At 67.9% G+C, this 18,062-nt stretch carries 16 protein-coding genes; 8 read left to right on the top strand and 8 right to left on the bottom strand.

Annotated elements, in window-relative coordinates; all coding sequences use genetic code 11:
* On the top strand, positions 1-471 hold a 471-nt coding region (locus Q5064_RS03870), incomplete at its 5' end, for a thioesterase family protein (RefSeq protein ID WP_302962426.1).
* A 2-nt stretch (positions 472-473) separates the two neighbouring features.
* Here Q5064_RS03870 and Q5064_RS03875 read toward each other — a convergent pair.
* The 5 genes from Q5064_RS03875 to Q5064_RS03895 all read right to left on the bottom strand — a co-directional run bounded on the left by Q5064_RS03875 (position 474) and on the right by Q5064_RS03895 (position 8,673).
* Positions 474-2,075 (bottom strand): LuxR C-terminal-related transcriptional regulator, encoded by a 1,602-nt coding sequence (locus tag Q5064_RS03875; protein WP_302962428.1) that lies wholly within the window; start codon positions 2,073-2,075, stop codon positions 474-476.
* Positions 2,076-2,658: 583 nt separating this feature from the next.
* A complete protein-coding gene (locus tag Q5064_RS03880) occupies positions 2,659-7,881 on the bottom strand; it encodes a DEAD/DEAH box helicase (protein WP_302962429.1) in 5,223 nt (1,740 codons plus the stop codon).
* Positions 7,878-8,075 (bottom strand): hypothetical protein, encoded by a 198-nt coding sequence (locus tag Q5064_RS03885; protein WP_302962431.1) that lies wholly within the window; start codon positions 8,073-8,075, stop codon positions 7,878-7,880. Before Q5064_RS03885 ends, Q5064_RS03880 begins: the two co-directional genes overlap by 4 nt.
* 29 nt (positions 8,076-8,104) lie before the next feature.
* Positions 8,105-8,410, bottom strand: coding sequence for a hypothetical protein (locus Q5064_RS03890; protein ID WP_302962432.1), 306 nt, complete (start codon positions 8,408-8,410; stop codon positions 8,105-8,107).
* A complete protein-coding gene (locus Q5064_RS03895; RefSeq protein ID WP_302962434.1) occupies positions 8,410-8,673 on the bottom strand; it encodes a hypothetical protein in 264 nt (87 codons plus the stop codon). The genes Q5064_RS03890 and Q5064_RS03895 overlap by 1 nt, the downstream gene beginning before the upstream one ends.
* 293 nt (positions 8,674-8,966) lie before the next feature.
* On the opposite strand from Q5064_RS03895, the gene Q5064_RS03900 reads away from it, so the two are divergent.
* The 4 genes from Q5064_RS03900 to Q5064_RS03915 all read left to right on the top strand — a co-directional run bounded on the left by Q5064_RS03900 (position 8,967) and on the right by Q5064_RS03915 (position 12,363).
* The gene (locus tag Q5064_RS03900; RefSeq protein WP_302962436.1) at positions 8,967-9,782 is read left to right on the top strand and encodes a MerR family transcriptional regulator; all 816 of its coding nucleotides are present in this window, start codon (positions 8,967-8,969) and stop codon (positions 9,780-9,782) included.
* Positions 9,783-9,868: 86 nt separating this feature from the next.
* The gene (locus tag Q5064_RS03905) at positions 9,869-11,335 is read left to right on the top strand and encodes an MFS transporter (protein WP_302962437.1); all 1,467 of its coding nucleotides are present in this window, start codon (positions 9,869-9,871) and stop codon (positions 11,333-11,335) included.
* 85 nt (positions 11,336-11,420) lie between these two features.
* Complete coding sequence (locus Q5064_RS03910) at positions 11,421-11,858, top strand: LytTR family DNA-binding domain-containing protein (RefSeq protein WP_302962438.1); 438 nt, start codon at positions 11,421-11,423, stop codon at positions 11,856-11,858.
* A gap of 73 nt (positions 11,859-11,931) precedes the next feature.
* Positions 11,932-12,363 (top strand): hypothetical protein, encoded by a 432-nt coding sequence (locus Q5064_RS03915; protein WP_302962440.1) that lies wholly within the window; start codon positions 11,932-11,934, stop codon positions 12,361-12,363.
* Positions 12,364-12,470: 107 nt separating this feature from the next.
* Here the strand turns inward: Q5064_RS03915 and Q5064_RS03920 are convergent, their stop codons facing one another.
* Complete coding sequence (locus tag Q5064_RS03920; RefSeq protein WP_302962442.1) at positions 12,471-12,761, bottom strand: helix-turn-helix domain-containing protein; 291 nt, start codon at positions 12,759-12,761, stop codon at positions 12,471-12,473.
* A gap of 212 nt (positions 12,762-12,973) precedes the next feature.
* Here Q5064_RS03920 and Q5064_RS03925 point away from each other — a divergent pair, with 212 nt between their 5' ends.
* Positions 12,974-13,267, top strand: a complete 294-nt coding sequence (locus Q5064_RS03925) for a type II toxin-antitoxin system RelE/ParE family toxin (RefSeq protein ID WP_302962544.1) — start codon at positions 12,974-12,976, stop codon at positions 13,265-13,267.
* Positions 13,254-13,556 (top strand): helix-turn-helix transcriptional regulator, encoded by a 303-nt coding sequence (locus Q5064_RS03930; protein ID WP_302962444.1) that lies wholly within the window; start codon positions 13,254-13,256, stop codon positions 13,554-13,556. The genes Q5064_RS03925 and Q5064_RS03930 overlap by 14 nt, the downstream gene beginning before the upstream one ends.
* A 32-nt stretch (positions 13,557-13,588) precedes the next feature.
* On the opposite strand, the gene Q5064_RS03935 is transcribed toward Q5064_RS03930, so the two are convergent.
* Both Q5064_RS03935 and Q5064_RS03940 read right to left on the bottom strand, forming a co-directional pair.
* Positions 13,589-14,146, bottom strand: coding sequence for an ATP-binding domain-containing protein (locus tag Q5064_RS03935; RefSeq protein WP_302962446.1), 558 nt, complete (start codon positions 14,144-14,146; stop codon positions 13,589-13,591).
* A gap of 3 nt (positions 14,147-14,149) precedes the next feature.
* A complete protein-coding gene (locus Q5064_RS03940) occupies positions 14,150-15,688 on the bottom strand; it encodes an AAA family ATPase (protein ID WP_302962447.1) in 1,539 nt (512 codons plus the stop codon).
* Between the two features lie 721 nt (positions 15,689-16,409).
* Here Q5064_RS03940 and Q5064_RS03945 point away from each other — a divergent pair.
* Complete coding sequence (locus Q5064_RS03945; RefSeq protein WP_302962448.1) at positions 16,410-17,981, top strand: C69 family dipeptidase; 1,572 nt, start codon at positions 16,410-16,412, stop codon at positions 17,979-17,981.
* The last annotated feature ends 81 nt before the right edge of the window (positions 17,982-18,062 follow it).

Below are 18,062 nucleotides of genomic sequence, written 5' to 3' on the forward strand. Positions count from 1 at the left end.
ATGCATGTGCACACCCCCATTACCGTGCGGTACGGCGAGACGGACATGATGGGGGTGGTCTACCACGCGAACTACCTGCTGTACTTCGAGGACGCGCGCATCGACTTCCTTGACGCGGTGGGGTTCTCCTACAACGAGCGCATCGAGCAGCAGGGCTACATGAGCCCCATCCACGACGTGGAGATGCACTACCGCGCGCCGTTGCGCTACGGCGAGGCCGGCTTCGTGCGCACCTCGGTGGCGAAGAACCTGCCCATGCGCACCGTCTACCGCCAGCAGGTCTTCCGCGCCGCCGATGCCGCGGGCACCGATGAAGCCGGCGAGCCGCTTTTGCGCGAGGGCGCCACCCCGCTCGTGGACGCGCTCGTCACCGTGTGCGTCGTGGAGCGCGACACCTTCAAGCCCGTCAGCCTGCGCCGCCTCTTCCCCGATCTGCACGCCCTCTACGAGAAGATCGCGGAAGAGGCGTAAGGCTACTCCTCGTCGATGAGGTGTAAAAGCTCCTCGCGCTTGTTGACGTTGAGCTTGCGGTAGATGTTGCGCACGTGGGTGCGCACGGTGCTAATGGATAACACAAGCGACTTCGCGATATAGGCCGGGGTGAAGCCGCGGGCCAGGTACACGAGCACCTCGGCCTCGCGGGGCGAGAGGCTCCGCGCCGCCGACACCTCGGCGCAGCGGGCCTCCAGCGTGTCGCGCACCGAGGGTTCGGGGATAGCCGGCGTTGACGGGGAAGCACTCTGCGCCGTCTTCGATTCAGCAGCATCCGTCGACTTCGTCGAGGACGCGAGCGCGCCGTCGGCCGCCAGCACGGGCGGGCGGGCGGCCCGAATCCCCCTGTCGCCGAGGACGATCCCAGCCTCCTCCCCTTCCCCTTCCACAGCGTCGTCGTGAGGAGTGACGAGCTCATCCCAAGCCGTGCGCCCGAGGAAGAGCAGCAGCACCGCCACGAACAGCCCCGTGACCACCGGGAGCCATGGAGAGAAATCGGCACCGGGCATCACCACCGACGAGAGGACATACGCCGCCAGGGCCGCAGCGGCCACCACCGCCACGGCGAACGAGCACGTCAGCTCGGGAGCGACCTCGCGGCTGTGCGTCACGGCCAGGAAGAGCGCGCAGCCGAGCATGGCCAGCACGAGGTAGAACCCGTAGAGCACCGCCACCGACGCCTCCTGGGGGAAGGTGCCCTCGGGAAACGTGCCCAGCACCACGAACGCGGCGGCCAAAAGGGGCACGAGCACGCGGTAGCACCACGGCAAAAGGGGCCGACGCGCCCAGCGGGCGCAGATGAGGAGAATGAGGGCCGCCTCGGGAAGCGCCCCCAGATAGGTCGCGGGCAGCGTGCCGAAGGCGCTGTGGGACACAAGGCCCGTCATGAACACGTAGGCCGCCAAACCCAGCAGCGGAAGCCACGTGACTGAGAGCAGCCGCCCGAGCGCGCCCTTGCCGCCATCGGCCGACGAGATCTGTAGGGCCGTCCCCTCTTCAGGGGACACGGTCGGCTCCATGAGCAGAAGGGGCGCCGTGCCCGCAACCGCCAGCACGCAAAACACGGGCAGGAGCAGCTGCGGGGGAAGCAGGAGGAGAACCCATCCCAAAAGAGCCGCGGCGCCGCCCACGAGCGCGCACAGAGCAAGCGCCCGATCCATGGGAGCCGCCACGGCGCGGGCCCATGCGCACAACACCGGCGGCAGGGCGCATCCGGCTACGATGCCAGCGGCGGAGGCCCCGAGCGGCCAGGGGTCGGGTGCCGCCAGCGAGACGATGAATACGAGGATCGCCGCCAGGTAGGCGACGACCGCGGTCCTCGATGCGCGTCTGCTGTCGCGGAAGGTGCCGCGGAGCACGCGGGCGCACTGGAAGACGCCCGACGCCATCGCCCCCAAAAGCAGGCAGAGGAGGAACAAGTCGCCCAGGGCGGCATAGCGCGGCGCGCCGTTAAAGATGACGATGACGGGCACGCACGCGAGCAGCGTCGTCACGAAAGCGCACAGGGCCGCATGGCGCGGCCGCAGCCCCGCAAGCCGGACGGACGACTGCGCCGGCACAGCGTTTCTGCCCTCGGCGTCCATCGGTCTGCCCCCCTCTCCGTCGTCTCAGCCGCACGGTCTCGCGCTGGCATGGAATAGCGCGTTAGCGCGTGCCGTCTGCCGACGCGCGCCGCAGCTCGCAATGACTCGATTCTAGCACCCGACCTGCGAATCCGACGCGCCCCGCGTCACCCGTGGACAACCCGACAACATAGGTCTTGAACGGGCAATACCCAAAAAGTGCGATACGGTTACCTAAGAGCGGCGATGGCGGGACGCGGAAGGGCGGCCTATAGTGTCGTTGTTCCTCTTTGGAGGCGGACTCCCAACGGCACGGCTTTTTTGGGGCCATTGAGGCCGAGTCGTTCCGCCTCCGTCAAGGGCTTTGCGGGCACCCGCGCGGCATGCGCCGGATGCCCGAGGGCGGCGGTTCTCCTTTCTGGCCGCCGCCCGCTTCCTTCCGCTAACTCGGATTGGCCGTGCGCTTCAGGGGAGCGCGCGGTCGCACATGAACGGGGCGCTGCGTCGTGAGAGAGACGCGGCGCCCCTCTTTTTTGCGCCGCGGAACCGCGCTGCGTTGCTTGGAAGTCGCTTCAGGATCCTCCCCGAGGCAAACGCAGCCGCGCTAAAACGGGCTCGCGTACCAGCGCATGCCGTCGGGCAGGCGCGCGAAGCCCTCCTTCTGGAGCAGATCGGCCATCGGCGTGGCCAGCACGTCGCGGCCGTTGAAGTGCTCGACGATGATCTTGCGCCGGGCGACGGCTGGCCCCTCCCGCTTCAGCTGACCGCGAACGAACGCCGCCAAGGCCCCTACCGCAGCCGCCAGCAGCGTCTCATCGGCGGTAAAGGCGAGCAGCGATTTCAACCGCGGTGCAGCCCACAGCACCGCGCGGCCCCCGACAACGACGACGAGCGCCCCTTCCCGGCGGGCCGGCTTGGCTGCTACGAGGGCGGCGTCCACGGCCGGACTCGCGCCGGCAGCCTCCCAGGCCACTTCCGGCCACGGGATGCCCGCGCCGAAGAGGCACGCCGGGTCGTCGGCGGGCAGCACCGTGCAGGAACCGACCGCCGCGGGGGTGCCCCGAGCGTCTTCCGGCTCCGCGGCGCACGCTCGCAGCGCCTCCACGGTCTCCCGTGTGGCGAACTGCGCCGGGCCCATGCCCTCCACGAACATGCCGCGCGTCAGCTCGCCGGCATCCTCCATAGCCCGCAGCACGGGATAGAGCGGCGAAAGCCCTCCTGGCACGCCGGCCGCAAGGGCGATGTCGCGCGTGACGACCCCGTAGCGATCGAGGAGCGACTCCACGAGCCCCACCGCCTGCGCCGTGGAACTCTGCCCCGAGGGGGCGAGCGCGAACCAGCGGCCGGCCAGTGCGGCATCGAAGGCCGAGGCCGCTCCCTGCCGCGCCACCACCGCCGCCCGGGCTTGGGACCGCGCCTCGCGGTACAGCGAGCGGCCTCGGCGGCTGCTCGCCCGGCGCCGGGAGGGCGGGGGCACCTGGCCTGCTGGTAAAGATGAGAAACCGCTCTCGCTTGCCAAACCGCCGGCCCGCGGGAAGCCGAGGGCATCGCTGGCCGCCTCCCCCGCCCAGACGAGCCGTTCGAGCGCCTCGGCCACCTCCCGGTCGGTCGGAGCCGATATGCCCGCGGTGCGCGCTACCCGCTCAGCAAGCAAGCGGAAGGGCACAGGACCGGCATCCGCCAACACGCGCCGCACGGCCGCATCAAGGGAGGGCGCGTCTCCTTCGGAGCGTCCCGGCTCGGATGCCATGGGCGACGCCAGCCCTGCCTCCCCATCCACCGGCAGCGGCGCCAAGGGAGAATCGGTCGGGTAGAACGCGACGACGCGCGAGCCACCCACGGTGGAGGCCGCCCACAGCACCTCGCCCGCGGCCACGAGCTCATCCAGCATGGCCGGGCGGTAGTCGGGCACGCGCGCGGGAAATACGTCGGACTCCCACTGGGTCATGGGAAGTGCGGCACCCTCGAACTGGGCGATCACCTGAGCCACACCGTCGATGCCGGAAAGCGAAGGCTCGGCGGGTCGGGCCACCTCCTGACGCTCCAGCAGGAAGCGCACGTAGGCGCTCGCATCAACCGGCTGCACCGCCTCGCGAGCATGGGCCAGCGATCGCGACCGCAAACGCCGCAGCACCCCGCCATCGACCCAACGGTCGGCTCCCAGCCGCATAAGCCGCCCCGCTGCCGTAAGACGTTCGAGGGCTTCCGTCACCAAAGCAGGGCCGAGGCCCAGCGCGGCGGCAGCCTCCTCGGTGCCGAACAGCGTATGAGTGCGCGCAAAACGTGCAATGAGACCATCGAGGAGCTTGTCGCTGGCATCCTTCCGCACCGCTCCGTTCCGCAGCTCGTCTCCGGGGGCAAGAGCCCAAGACGGCACCGGCACGCCGAGCACTGCCTGCAGGTGCGGCCCGTCATCGGCCGCCGCCCACTTCTCCACGCCGCCGAGGGTAAGCGGGAAAGCCCGTCGCTCGGCATTCAGCCCTGCGAGCAGCTTCGCTATGGTATCAGGGCGCACCGCATCGGCGGCGTCCGCCCCGCCATCGTCTGCAGCGCCGCGTGCGCCGTCTTCCCCGCTATCGGCACAGGCGTCTATCCCGGCTCCGGCGGTCGTGCGCGCAGCCACCTCTTCCACGGTCAGCGGGCCCAACTCGCGCAGCAGATCGGCCGTGCCCTCGGCTCCGCGCACCTGCCAGCCCGCGGCGGTGCGCTGCAGCTCGGCCAGCACCTGGGCCGTTGCCTCCGCATCCAGCACCTCCTCCACCGCTGGCGCGCCCACGAGCTCGGCAAGCAGCGCAGGGTCCACCGCGAGCAGCGATGCCTGCCGCTCGGCGTGGGGCAGATCCCCCTCGTAGAGGTGCTCGCCCAGATACCCGAACACGAGCGGCGCCGCGAAGGGCGACGGCACGCTGGTGCGCGCCTCGCTCACCTTGATGGCGCCCGATTGCAGGCCGTCCATCACCTTTCGCAATGCCGGCAGGTCGAACACGTCTTGCAGACACTCCCGCAGGGCCTCCAAGATGATGGGGAAATCCTCCTCGCGCCGCGCGGCTTCCAGAAGCTGGCCGCCCTTCAGGCGCTGCTGCCACAGCGGCGCCCGCTTGCCCGGAGCCGTGGGCGACATGAGCAGCGCGCGGGCCGCGCACTCGCGGAAGCGCGCCGCGAACAGGGCCGTCGATGCCACCTGCTCGCGCACGATGGCCTCGATCTCGTCGGCATCGAACAGGAATGGCTCGATGCCGGGAAGGGCATCCTCGGTAAGGGGCACGCGCAGCACGATGCCGTCGTCGGCCGCCGACGCTTGCGGGTCGAACCCCAGCGTCGTCGCGATGCGATGAGACACCGCCAGCGCCCACGGCTCGTGGACTCGCCGGCCGAAGGGCGAGTGCAGAATGACGCGCCAGTCGCCCGTCTCATCCTCGCAGCGTTCCACGACAAGCCGCTTGTCCGTGGGCACCGCACCCGTGCTCTCGCGCTGAGCCACGACGAGGGCGGTGAGGTTGCGCCGGGCGCTCTCGTCCAGCCCGTCAGCGCGCAACCGCTCGCGCAGGGCCCGGGACAGGAGGGGCTCCGCGGCGCCGTCGCACTCCGCGGGACCCGCGAGTCCTTCGGCTCTCCCGCCCGCGTCATCTTCTGAAGCGCCACGCGCCACGCCGCCGTCGAGCGCCCGCACGAAGGCACCGCGGGCACAGCCGGCCTCGAAGGGGCGGCCCACCGCCTCGCCGTGCCAGAAGGGCAACCGGGCCGCACGGCCCGGGGCCGCCTCAACGATGACGCGGTCGGCGCCGATCTCCTTGATGCGCCAGGTGCTCGTGCCGAGCGCGATGATATCGCCCACGCGGGACTCCATCACCATCTCCTCGTCGAGCTCGCCCACGCGCCGGCGCCCCTGCTTCGCGTCGCCTTCGGGCAGCACCACCGAGAACATGCCGCGGTCGGGAATGGTACCCGCCGCCGTGACGGCCAGGCGCTGAGAGGCGGAGCGCGGCTTCAAGAGCCCCGTCTCGCGATCCCAGAGAATACGTGGGGCGAACTCGGTCACCTCGCCGGAAGCATAGCGACCGGCGAGCATATCGAGCACCCCCTCGAAGGAGCGCGCCCCCAGATCGGCGTAGCAGGCCGAGCGGCGCACGGTGGAAAGCCACGCGTCGGCGGGAAGGCCGTCGGGGGCCATGGACACCGCTGCCACTGTCTGCTGGGCGAGCACGTCGAGCGCGTTTTCCACGAGGCGCGTACTCTCGATGGCACCAGCCTCCATGCCCTCGGCCATGACGGCCGCGTCGATCACCTCCACCCGCGTGCGCGGGAAGATGACACCTTGGGATCGACCGCCCACCTGATGGTTCGCACGGCCCACCCGCTGAAGCCCGCTCGCCACGGAGGGCGGCGCGGCCACCTGCAGCACCAGGTCGATGGAGCCCATGTCGATGCCCAGCTCCAGGCTGGACGTGGCCACCACGCAGGGCAGCTCGCCGGCCTTCAGCTCGCGTTCCACCTGCAGGCGCTTCTCCTTGGAGACCGATCCGTGGTGGGCCTTCGCGATGAGCACTGCCGGCTCGGTCACGAGTGCCGTGGTAGAGCCGATGTCGGAACGGAAGGCCGCACCTGGGGCCGAAGCCGCCTCGCCCACGCTCGAACGCACGCCGCGCATGCCGGTCGCCTCGTCGCTCCCGCCGGCGCTGCCCGCAGCCGTCCAGTAGCCCGCCGGCTCCGCGCGGGGCCCCTCCAAGCCGAGCCGCTTCGCGTACAGCTCGTTCAGGCGCGCCGTCAGCTTCTCGCACAAACCGCGCGAGTTCACGAACACGATGGTGGAAGTGTGCGCCAGCACCTCGTCCAAGATAGCCGCCTCGATATGCGGCCAGATGGACGCAGTGCCCAGGCGGCTGTCGGGATGCGGAGCCGCCTGGGTCCCCGTCCCCGATTCGGCGGCCATGACAGCCCGCATTGCCCGATCCGACTTCCATGCGTTCTCAGCGGCCGCCCGCCGCGGGCCGCCGCCGAGAACAAGCGTGCCGTCCCCCGCGCCGCGGAACCCTCCGAATGCGGGAACCGCCGTCATGTCGTGCACGGGCACGCGCACAGACAAATCCAGGGCCGGAGGCGCCTCGGTGGCCACCACCGTCACCGGATGCGCGCCGCCGAGGAAGCGGGCCACGGCATCGCGCGGGCGCACCGTGGCCGAAAGCCCGATACGCTGAGCAGGCGCGTCCAACAGATCATCCAGCCGCTCCAGCGACAGCGACAGGTGCGCCCCGCGCTTGTCGCCGGCGAGCGCGTGCACCTCGTCCACGATGATCGTCTCCACGCTTCGCAGCACGTCTCGCGCGGCCGAGGTGAGCATGAGGTAGAGCGACTCGGGCGTGGTGATGAGAATATCCGGCGGGTTGCGCACGATCTTGCGGCGCTCGTCGGGCGTCGTGTCGCCGGTGCGCATGGCCGTGCGTATCTCAGGGGGCTTCGCACCCGCCTGCCGCGCCCGTGCTCCGGCCAACTCCGCTATGGCCGCAAGCGGCCCCTGGAGGTTGCGGTCCACATCGGCGCCGAGGGCCTTCAAGGGCGACACGTACAGCACCCGCACACCCCGGGCCCACTTCTCCCCCGCTGCGGCCGCACGGGCCTTCTTCGCCATGAGCGTGTCGATGGCCCAGAGAAACGCCGCCAAGGTCTTGCCCGATCCCGTCGGCGCGATCACGAGCGCGTTCTCTCCCCGGGCGATTGCCTCCCACGCCCGCGCCTGCACCTCGGTGGGCTCACCTAGCGCATCAGAGAACCACGCCCTCGTCGCCTCGGAGAACGCCCTGAGCGAATCCGATGTCTGTACCGCGCTCACAGAAGCCCCTCTTCCTCGAAGGGAGCCAGAGCCGCCTTCAGCGTGAGCTTGCGCGCCGTCAGCTGCTGGTAGGTGGCCGTCCGTGTCTTGTTCTGAGCCCGCAGCGCCTCAAGAGTCGCCGTCACCGACTCCCGCTCCGCCGCCAAACGCCCCAGCGCCGCCTCGAACCGCGCCAACCGCTCGCCATCGTTCATTACGACCTTCTTTCCTTTGCCCGAAAAGGCTAGGCAACGCCAGCGGCGGCGAGATCCCTGTCAACGAGCCATCTCAAATAGTCGGAGCGCTTCATACCCAAACTATCCGCCCGCTTGTCCATGCGCTCAATCTTCTGCTCAGTTTCTTTGAAGCCCACGAGCTTCAAATGCTCGCCGAACTTCAGCGGCCGGCCAACGATGACCTCGCCGACAGGCACTCCCGGAATCTCCCCCCGAACGAGCATATCGTCCCATTCCTCAATCTGCTCATGGGTGACGCCGAAATAGTCTTCTAGTTCCTTTTGGGACATTTTTTCGAAATCCTTCCGGGCCATTACTGCCTCCTTACAAGTCCAAGTTCCCGAAGAACGCTTTTCGTGGGTGGCGTGAGAGCATGGTATATCAAGAGCTCATTCCCCCTCTCAACTGCGACCATTTCAACGATGACCCCTTCTTGCGTAACTCCCACCGTCACCACTTGATCGCTGTGAGGAGTGCGGCGGTGTCTCTGGCAGATAAAACCTCTCCAGGCGAATCCGATTTCTTCCCTTGTCAACCCATGCTTCAGGGCATGGTCGTGCACCACGATTTCGATCATAGCGTCCTACTTTCGTTAAACGAAATTATAATGCAGGGCGAGAAGCGGCGCAACAGCCCTCAGCAAGCGTTGCCCCGCTGAAACCGTCTGAGAAAATGCGAGGGATAACGATCCACGACAGCCTCCTTTACTTCGGACGGCTGTCCTTCATGGGATGGAAGTTAGGGAACGTGCCCAGCCTTTAGAACATCTGTTTCCCTTATCATAACCAAACATATGTTCTTTTTCAAGGGGTATTTTAAAAGGACGCCCCGTGTTAGCATGAAGGCGACTCACTGACGAAAGGACGGACGATGCGCAGCAACGAGGTGGCGAAGCTGGCAGGAGTGACCGTGCGCACCCTGCGGCACTACCATCAACTGGGGCTTCTGCCCGAACCGCCGCGGTCGGCCAACGGTTACCGCGACTACACGGCGGCCGACGTGGCCCGCGTGCTGCGGGTGAAACGGCTGGCCGCGCTCGGCTTCCCCCTCGCGCGCATCGGCGCCATCTTGGACGAGCTGGACGCGCCCGACCCGTCGCCGGCGAGCGCCCTAGAGGAGCTCGACCGCGAGCTCGCCCTGGAGATAGAGCGCCTGGAAGAGCAGCGCCGCACCATCGCCGCGCTGCGCGCCGAGAACCTCGATCCCGATCTTCCCGTGCGCTTCGCGCGCATCCTGCGCATGCTGCCCGGCGTGGACACCCTGGCCGACGCCGATCCCGCCGACCGCACCGCCCTCATCGTGGCGGGCCACCTCTACGACGACGAGGAGCTCGGCGAGCTGGAGCGCGTCGTCAAGCGCATCGCCGGCGGCGACCTCACCGAGACCATGCAGCGGCTCGACCGGAGGCTGGCCGCCCTGCCCCCCGACGCTCCCGAGGCCGCGCGCGCCGCGTTAGCCGCCGACGCCCTGGACGCCCTCGAGCCCATTGTCGCCTGCTTCGATACGGCGAACTGGCTGCGCCCCTCGACCGACCGCGATCAGTTCCTCGACCGCATCGCCTTCGAGGGCCACAACACCGCCCAACAGGACGTCTACCACCGCATCGAGGCAGGCATCGAGAGCGCCATGCGAGCCCGCGTGGAAGCCGAGCAGCAAGCCGAAACGGCGGGAGCGCCTCCTTCATAACTCCTTCACGGCGCATTTGACCCCGACGCAACGTCATAGTTTTAACTGCCTTCCCGAAGTTCCGCACTTTCGAGAAAGGCACGCCCATGTCCCTCGCCGCTCCCCGGGCCCGACGGCCCCGACTGCCCCGCCGCCAGCGCACCGTGGCGCCGCGCTACCTGCTCTCCTGCGCGCTCTCGCTGCTCGGTAACTCGGTGGCCGGCGTCGTGCTGCCGCTCGTGCTGCTCGCCACCACCGGCGACGCCCTGGCCGCCGGCACCCTCGCCCTCATCTGCGCGGCGCCCCAGTTCCTCATCGGACTGGTCGGCGGCGCGCTCATCGACCGCCTCAACCGCCGCAACGTCTCGGTCTTCTCCGATGCGCTGTCCGCTACAAGCGTGGCGCTTCTGCCGGTGGTGGACGCCGTGTGGGGGCTGTCCTTCGGCTGGTTCGTGGCGCTCGGCCTTCTGGGGGCCGTGGGCGACATCCCCGGTATGACAGCTCGCGACGCGCTCGCGCCCGCCGTGTGCGAGCGCGATGGGCGCAGCCTGCAGAAGTTCATGGGGCTGACCCAGTCCATCGATTCCCTTGTGGTCATCGTGGGGCCGGCTCTCGCCGCCTTTCTCATGGGCCTTGCCGGAGCAGTGAATGCCCTGTGGTTCACCGCCGCCATGTCGGCCGCGGCGGCGCTCGTCACGCTCACGCTGCCCCGGGCCATCGGGCGCACCGGCAACGAGCACCGCAGAACCGCCACCAACCCAGCCGGGTCCGCAACGGGCGCCGCTCCGCGCACGGGCCTTGCCGCCGAGGCATGGAGCTCGCTGAGGTCGGGGGTCGAGGTGCTGTTCGTGCGCGACGAGCTTCTGCGCTCGTGCATGCTCGTAAGCTTCGGCATCGTCATGATCTTAGGCTCGCTTCAGGGCCTCGTGCTGCCCGTGCACTTCACCGCCGCCGGCACGCCCGAGCTGTTGGGCTACGTGCTGTCAGCCATGTCGGCGGGCATGCTGGTAAGCTCGCTGGCCTACACGGCGCTCGCCCCCAAGCTGCGCCGGCGCACCTGGTTTGTCATCTCGCTCGCCGGCATGGCGGCCGGGGTGCTCGCCTTGGGGCTGCTGCCCTCCTTCCCCTTGCTTCTCGGCGGGGCATTGCTGCTCGGCCTGTTCGCCGGCCCGCTGTCGGCCCTGCTCGGCTTCTACATCTTCGATCGTATTCCCGAGGGAAACCGCGGCAGCGCGCTGGGCACCCAGAACTCGCTCACCTTGGCCGCGGCGCCGGTGGCCGTGTTCGCCACCTCGCTGATCGTGGAGGCCTGGGGCACGGGCGCGGCGGCCATCGCCCTTGCCGTCTGCTGGGGCGCAGCCACGGTGTGGGCGCTCACCACTCCCACCCTGCGCGATCTCGCCGAGGACGAGAGTACGCCCGCGCCGGAAGACGCCCGAGCGGCTGCCGATGGCGAAAAGCCCGCGCCCTCCATCGCCGAGCGTCCCGCCGCCTACGCCGCAGCCGCCAGCCGGCCGGCGCCCTCCCTTTCACCCACCGCCTCCTGCAACACAGAGGCCGCCCCGTGCAACTGAGGAGTGCAGACCTTGCACCGAAAACGTGAAGCGGGCACACTGGCATCGTTCGAACATCATGTCTGAGCGATACCGAAGGAAGCCTATGAAGCTGACCGTTGAAGAGCACCCCAGCCTGCCCGACATCGAGGTGGATATCCGCTGCCCCGCCGTCGACCGGCGCGTGGAGGCCATCGTGGCTGCGGCGAACGCCGCCGAGCGCCGCCTGATCGGCACCGACGAGCACGGCACGTTCATCCTGGATCCGGCCCAGGTGCTCTACGCGGAATCGGTAGACGGGCGCACCTTCCTCTACGGGCGCGACCGCGTGCTGGAAAGCCCGCTGCGGCTCTACGAACTGGAGGCGGATCTGGCCGGCAGCGAGTTCATCCGGGCGTCGAAGTCGCTGCTCGTGAACTTCGACCACGTGCGGGGCCTGCGCCCCTATCTGAACGCACGGCTCGAACTCATCTTGGAAAACGGCGAGCACGTCATAGCCTCGCGCCAGTACGCGCCCGCCATCAAACGTAAGATCGGCCTGTAGCCCATCGCCCGGCAGCCGCATCTCGGCCGCCCCCCCCCGCTGCACCGGCTTCGCCCCGTGGAAAGGAAGCTCTATGAACCGCATTCTGAAAAGCGCTCTCGTGCGCGCCTGCGTCACCTTCACCGCCGCCATGGCCCTGTGGTGCGTGCTCGGTCTCATCTTCGCCGGACCCGTGGAGGGCGTCGTCATCACGCTCTCGCTTCTGGCGGCCTGCCTGCTGCTCGTCGCCCTGCAGGTCCTCTGGTTCACCGAGACCGTGCTCACCCGGCCGAGCTACCCGATGCGCATCGCGGGCTTCGGCCTGACAGCACTCCCGGCCCTCGCGGCCGCGGCGGCGCTCGGTGGCTGGTTTCCCGCCGACAACGCTGGCGCCTGGGTCACCTTCCTCGTCATCTACCTGGTCACCCTCGCCGCCATCACCGCCGGCTACACCATCTACTACCGCCGTACCGCCGGCAGCTTCGACGCCGCCCTCGCCCGCTACCGTAAGGCAAGAGGGGAATAGCACCGGGCGGGGCAAGTCGAGCGCAAACCCCGCCCTTGCCCCAGCCAGCGTGCAGGAGGCAGCGTCCGCGAACTCTCCTGGCCGCGACACCGCACGCTCAGCCGCCGCTACAGCTCGACGATGACGACTTTGATGCTCTCGTTCTTGAAGACAGGTTTGAGGTACTCGGGATCTCGCAGCTCGGGCAGCACCTGCTGAAGAGCGAGAAAGATATCGGCCGACGGTGCACGGCTGGCATCTTCCAAAGCGTATATCGTGCGCTCCGAAACGGCCATCCCCGTTTGCTCCGCTACTGCTTCCGCAAGCGCACGGCCGCGCGTGTAGCCATTCGCTAAACGCGCGGCCTTCAGCAACACCCCGTAGGCCTCCCAATCGATGACGCTGTTCTCTTTCGCCATAGCTCTCTTTTCTTTGCACTTTTGTTCAATCCATGCTATGATAATTTGCATTATAGTGCAAATTATATCGTTTGAAATCATCTCTTGAAAATATAGCTTATAGGCTATATTATAGGAGGCAGCCTATGTGGGAAGTCGAAACTCGATACATCGAATCCTGGCTCGATGATCAGGATACGACGACCGTAGCCCATATATTCGCCGCCCTCGAAATGCTCCAACGGGAAGAACCAGCTCTGGGACGACCTCTCGTCGACAGCCTGGAAGGTTCCTCGTTGAAGCATCTCAAGGAGCTTCGCCCTCCCACTCCGGGGCGGACGGAGGTTCGCATCCTCTTCGCCTTCGATCCATGGCGGCGAGCCATACTGCTCCTCGCCGGCGATAAGGCAAAGGGCAAAAGCGTCCGCGACAAATGGATCGGATGGTATCGCCAAGCCATTCCGCGAGCAGAGAAGGTATATCGGGAACACCTTGAGAACCAGGGAGAGCATCATGAGCAGCCTTGAAGCGTATATGAAAAAACGAAACATCTCCCCCGATCAGATGGAGGAAGCCCGGCGCAACGTCCAGGCTCATATCGATGCCTACAATCTGCGGGAAGCGCGCAGAGCCCAGCATATGACCCAAGCCGAGCTCGCCCGCACCATGGGCGTCTCGCAAAACCGGATATCACGTATGGAAAACGGCGACATCGGCTCCATGAGCTTCGATACCATCCGACGCTACATCGAGGCCGTGGGTGGAACCGTAACCCTTGTAGCCGATCTGCCGACGGGGCAAGTGAGCCTCGCCTAGCCTCCATAACCGCATATCCGGTTCCGGCGCCGCTATTCCCCTCGCAGAAACGGGCTCGGCTCGTCGCGGTAGAGGACGGTCAGCCCGTGCATGGCGCGGGTGACGGCCACGTACAGCAGGTGGCGGTCGGCCTCGTCGGCGTACTGGCATCCGTCGGCATCCAGCAGCACTGCCTCGTCGAATTCCAGGCCCTTCGCCAGGCGCACCGAGGTCACCACAATGCCGCCCGGGTAGGTGTCGGTCTCGTCGGTAATGAGGGCCGCCTCGTGGACGCGGCCGATGAGCTCGGCGTAGCGGGCGGCGAGGAAGTCCGACTTCGCGATGATGCCGAGGGTGCGGTGCCCCGATGCCTCCCACCGCGCCACCGCCTCCTCCACGGCCGCAAGCACGCCCGCGGTATCGCCGCAGCGCACGAACCGCGGCGGCGCGCCGTGGCGCTGCACGGGAGTGAGGCCGGCCACCGGCAGCACGCGGGAGGCCAGCTCGGCAATCTCGCAGGTGGAGCGATAGCTCGTCATGAGCCGCACCACGCGGGCACCCGGATAGCGGGCCGCCACCGCCTCGGGAGCCACCACGGGTCGCCCGTCCACCAGCTAGTTCACGTCGCCCAAGATGGTCTTGTCGCAGCGGAACAGGCGCACCACCGCCTCGTGGGCCACTGGCGGCAGATCCTGCATCTCGTCGATGACCAAATGGCGCACGGCGGCCGTGGCGGCAAACCCGTCGGGGCCGGCGAAGGCCCAGGCGCACAGCGCCAGCGGGAAGGCGTCCTCCCATTCCACCACGCCCTTCGACGCCATCTTGAGAAGGGCGCTTTCGCCCGTGTCGGCCAAAAAGCGCCGGTACAGGGCGAGCGGGCTCTTCGCGCGCATCATGCGCAGCAGACGCGACCGCAGCTCGCGGCGGGTCGGCATCGCATGGGCGTAGCGGCCGAAGGTCTTGCCGTGAGCGAGCTCCAGGGCATCACCTGCTATGAGGTCGAGCCGCTCCTCGAAGGGCACGGGCGCATAGGCCGAGAAGCGCTCGGCAAGCCATCCGGCACGGGCCACGTCCCCGCCGACGGCCAGGTCGTGCGGCTCGAACAGCGTTCCGGCCGCCCCCAGCTGTCTATCAAGCCACGCAGCGAGCGATTGCGCGAACTGCTCGGTGCCCTTCGCGCGGGCGCGCTCGGCCCGGGCGACGTCGGCCTCGTCGGCGAACGATCGGGCAGGCGCCACCTTCGCGATGCCCTTCAGAAGCAGGCTCGCCAAATCGTGCAGGCTCCACGAGCGCACCGGTTCCTCGCCGAGCTCCGGGAGCACGCCCGAGATGTAGTCGGAGAACACCCGGCTCGGCGACAGGATGGCCACCGACTGCGAGGAGAGCCGCTCCTTCTGGCGGTACAGCAGGTAGGCCACCCGGTGCAGGGCGATGGAGGTCTTGCCCGAGCCCGCCACGCCCTGGATGATGAGCGTGCCCGGTGCCTCGTCGCGGATGACGGCGTTCTGCTCGCGCTGGATGGAGGCCACGATGTCGTGCATCTTCGCATCCGATGAGCGAGAGAGCGCCTGGGCCAGCACCTCGTCGCGCACGCTGGAATTCGAGTCGACGGCATAGCGCAGCCGCCCGCCTTCCACGGCGATCTGCCGCTTGAGCGCGAGGGTTCCCGCGCGGCGCCCACCCGGCGCATCGAAGGCAGCCGGGCCGCATTCGAAGTCGTAGAACAGCGTGGCCACGGGACTGCGCCAGTCGGACACGAGGGCGTGGTTCTGCCAGGTGAAGGCGAAACGCCCGATATAGGTGGTTGCCTCGGAGACATCTCCATCGAGGAAATCCACCCGGGCGAAGTAGGGCGAGTCGAGCAGCTTCTCCAAGCGGCGGCGGGATCGGTGGGCCAGCGCGGCCTGGGCATCCATGCGGTTCAGCTCGAAAGCCGACAGGTGCGCCTCCTCCGGCGCCAGCTCGCCGCGGTCAGCCGCCAGCTGCGCCCCCGCCTCCCGATGGCTCGCCTCGGCGCGCTCGGCCAGATCGCGGGCGCGGCCGACCGAGGCATGAACCGCCGCGAGCACCTCTTCCAAATGGGAGCGCTCCTCGTTCTCGATATCCTCTTGCAGGTGATTGCCGGCCCGATCGCACGTCGGCTGCGCCTCCATCGCCCTCTCCTTCCTCTTCTGCGGCTCCGTTGAAACGAACGGCTCGGCCGTGGCGGCCCCGTTCGGGAAACCTGAGAGGTCGGAGGCGTGAGAAACACCGACGTCAAGGTGGGGAGGCTATGCTAGCGGCACCCCCGCGCCCGAAAGAGCCGCGGCACACCGACCTCCACAAGATGTTCACGAAACCCATCGAGAAGGGCGCTGAGCCGTTTTCTGGCTTGAAAACCACGGTTTTGTTACCGAAACCCCCTTCCGAGACGCAAATCGTAATACATCACCTGGGGAAACGACCTCCCATGTATTACAGCAATGCCCTTTTCGGCGGAATCCGGTAACAAAACCGTCCTTTCCGAGCCAATTCACGCATTTTTTCCTCGCAGACCCAGGACTCGGTAACAAAACCGTCGATTCCAAGCCACCTCTGGCCGCCACCAGCCACCTCCAGCTGCCGCAGAGCCACCTCGACACTCCGTGGCGGCCTGCGAGCGTATCTGCCGCAGCATGCACTGCTGCAAACACCTCCCCGTTTCCCCACCTGCGCGCATCGGTTTGCCAACAGAAGGCGGAGCGGCGCTCATCTACGACTTTCACCAGCGTATACCGAGCATTGTGCATTCACACGCCCCGGTGCGGAAGCGCCGTACCGCCGCACCGGCTCGACAGTCGACACGGCGATGCCGCGACGTCCCCGCACCCGGGCCCATCAGACAGGAGGCACCCCATGGCATGCACCACCCTGCTCGTCGGCCGCAAGGCGACCAACGACGGCTCCACCATCGTCGCCCGCAACGAGGATGGCGAGGACTTCTCCTTCGATCCGAAGAAGCTCATCGTCGTGAACCCGGAAGACCAGCCGCGCACCTACACCGGCGTGGCCAGCCACCTCACCATCGAGCTGCCCGACAACCCGCTGCGCTACACCTGCACCCCCAACGCCGACCCCGCAAACGGCGTGTGGGCCGAGACCGGCATCAACGCGGCGAACGTGTCCATGTCGGCCACCGAGACCATCTCCGCCAACGCGCGGGTGCTCGGCGCCGACCCGCTCGTCACCTACCAGCCCGCCCAGGGCACGCCCGGCACCCCCGGCTACCAGCCCGAAGTGCCCGGCGGCATCGGCGAGGAGAACCTGCCCACCATCACGCTGCCCTACATCACGAGCGCCCGCGAGGGCGTGAAGCGCCTCGGCGCGCTCGTGGAGCAGTACGGCACCTACGAGACCAACGGCGTGGCCTTCGGCGATGCGAACGACGTGTGGTACTGGGAGAACATCGGCGGCCATCACTGGATCGCCCGCCGCGTACCCGACGACTGCTACGTGGTGCAGCCGAACCGCCAGGGCATCGACCACTTCGATCTGGCAGACGCGCTGGGCGACCAGCACGACTACATGTGCAGCGCCGATCTGGCCGAGTGGATCAAGGCCAACGACCTGCTCATGGACATGCCCGCCCACGAAGGCGATACCGGCGAGATGGTGCAGGGGCTGCCCCGCTACTTCAACGCCCGCATCGCGTTTTCCACCTACACCTGGCTCGACGAGCTGTACAACGCCCCGCGCAAGTGGTACCTCTGCCGCCGCCTGACGCCTTCCGATGCGCGCTTCCAGGGCCCCGCGCCCGAGTTCGGCCCCGAGAGCCTCGATATTCCCTGGGCCATGCGCCCCGATAAGAAGCTGTCGGCATCGGATGTGAAGGATCTGCTCGGCACCACCTACGACGGCACCGAGTTCGACCCCTACGGCACCAAAGGCACGCCCGAGACGCGCCACCAGTACCGCTACGTCGGCATCGACCGCACTTCCGAGTGCTCGGTGCTCTGCATCCGCCCGAACGTACCGGCGGCCCTGCGCGGCGTGCACTGGTTCGCGCCGGCGTCGGGCCCCTTCAACACCGCCGTGGCCCTGTACGCGAACGTGAAGGCCATGCCCGCCTACCTGGACACGCCGACCGAGGTGACCACCGACAGCCTGTACTGGAACAACCGCCTGGTGGCAGGCCTTGCCGACCCGCAGTTCTTCGAGAGCTACGAGGCCATCCAGGGCTATCGGCTGAACACCATGGCCCAGGGCTACCAGTCGCTGCATGAGACCGACGCCAAGCTCGTCCAAATGGCAAAAGAGGGCAAGGCGAACCTGGACGACATGGACGACGCCACCGTGCTCGCCGAGCTGGCCGCGGCCAACGAGGCGCTGATCGCGAAGGTGCAGCCCCAGACCCGCGCCCTGCTCGGCGCCGTGCTCGACCAACGCACGGTGACCATGAAGAACGCCTTCAACATGAACGACCACTGAGCCCGCGCGCATCGCAGGCACCAGGCGCCAGCGCGCGGGCGGCCGCCGCAGACGCCGCCCACCGGCCACATGCCGCAGGCA

Origin of the sequence: uncultured Adlercreutzia sp., from assembly GCF_958431955.1 — a bacterium.
GTDB lineage: Bacteria > Actinomycetota > Coriobacteriia > Coriobacteriales > Eggerthellaceae > Adlercreutzia.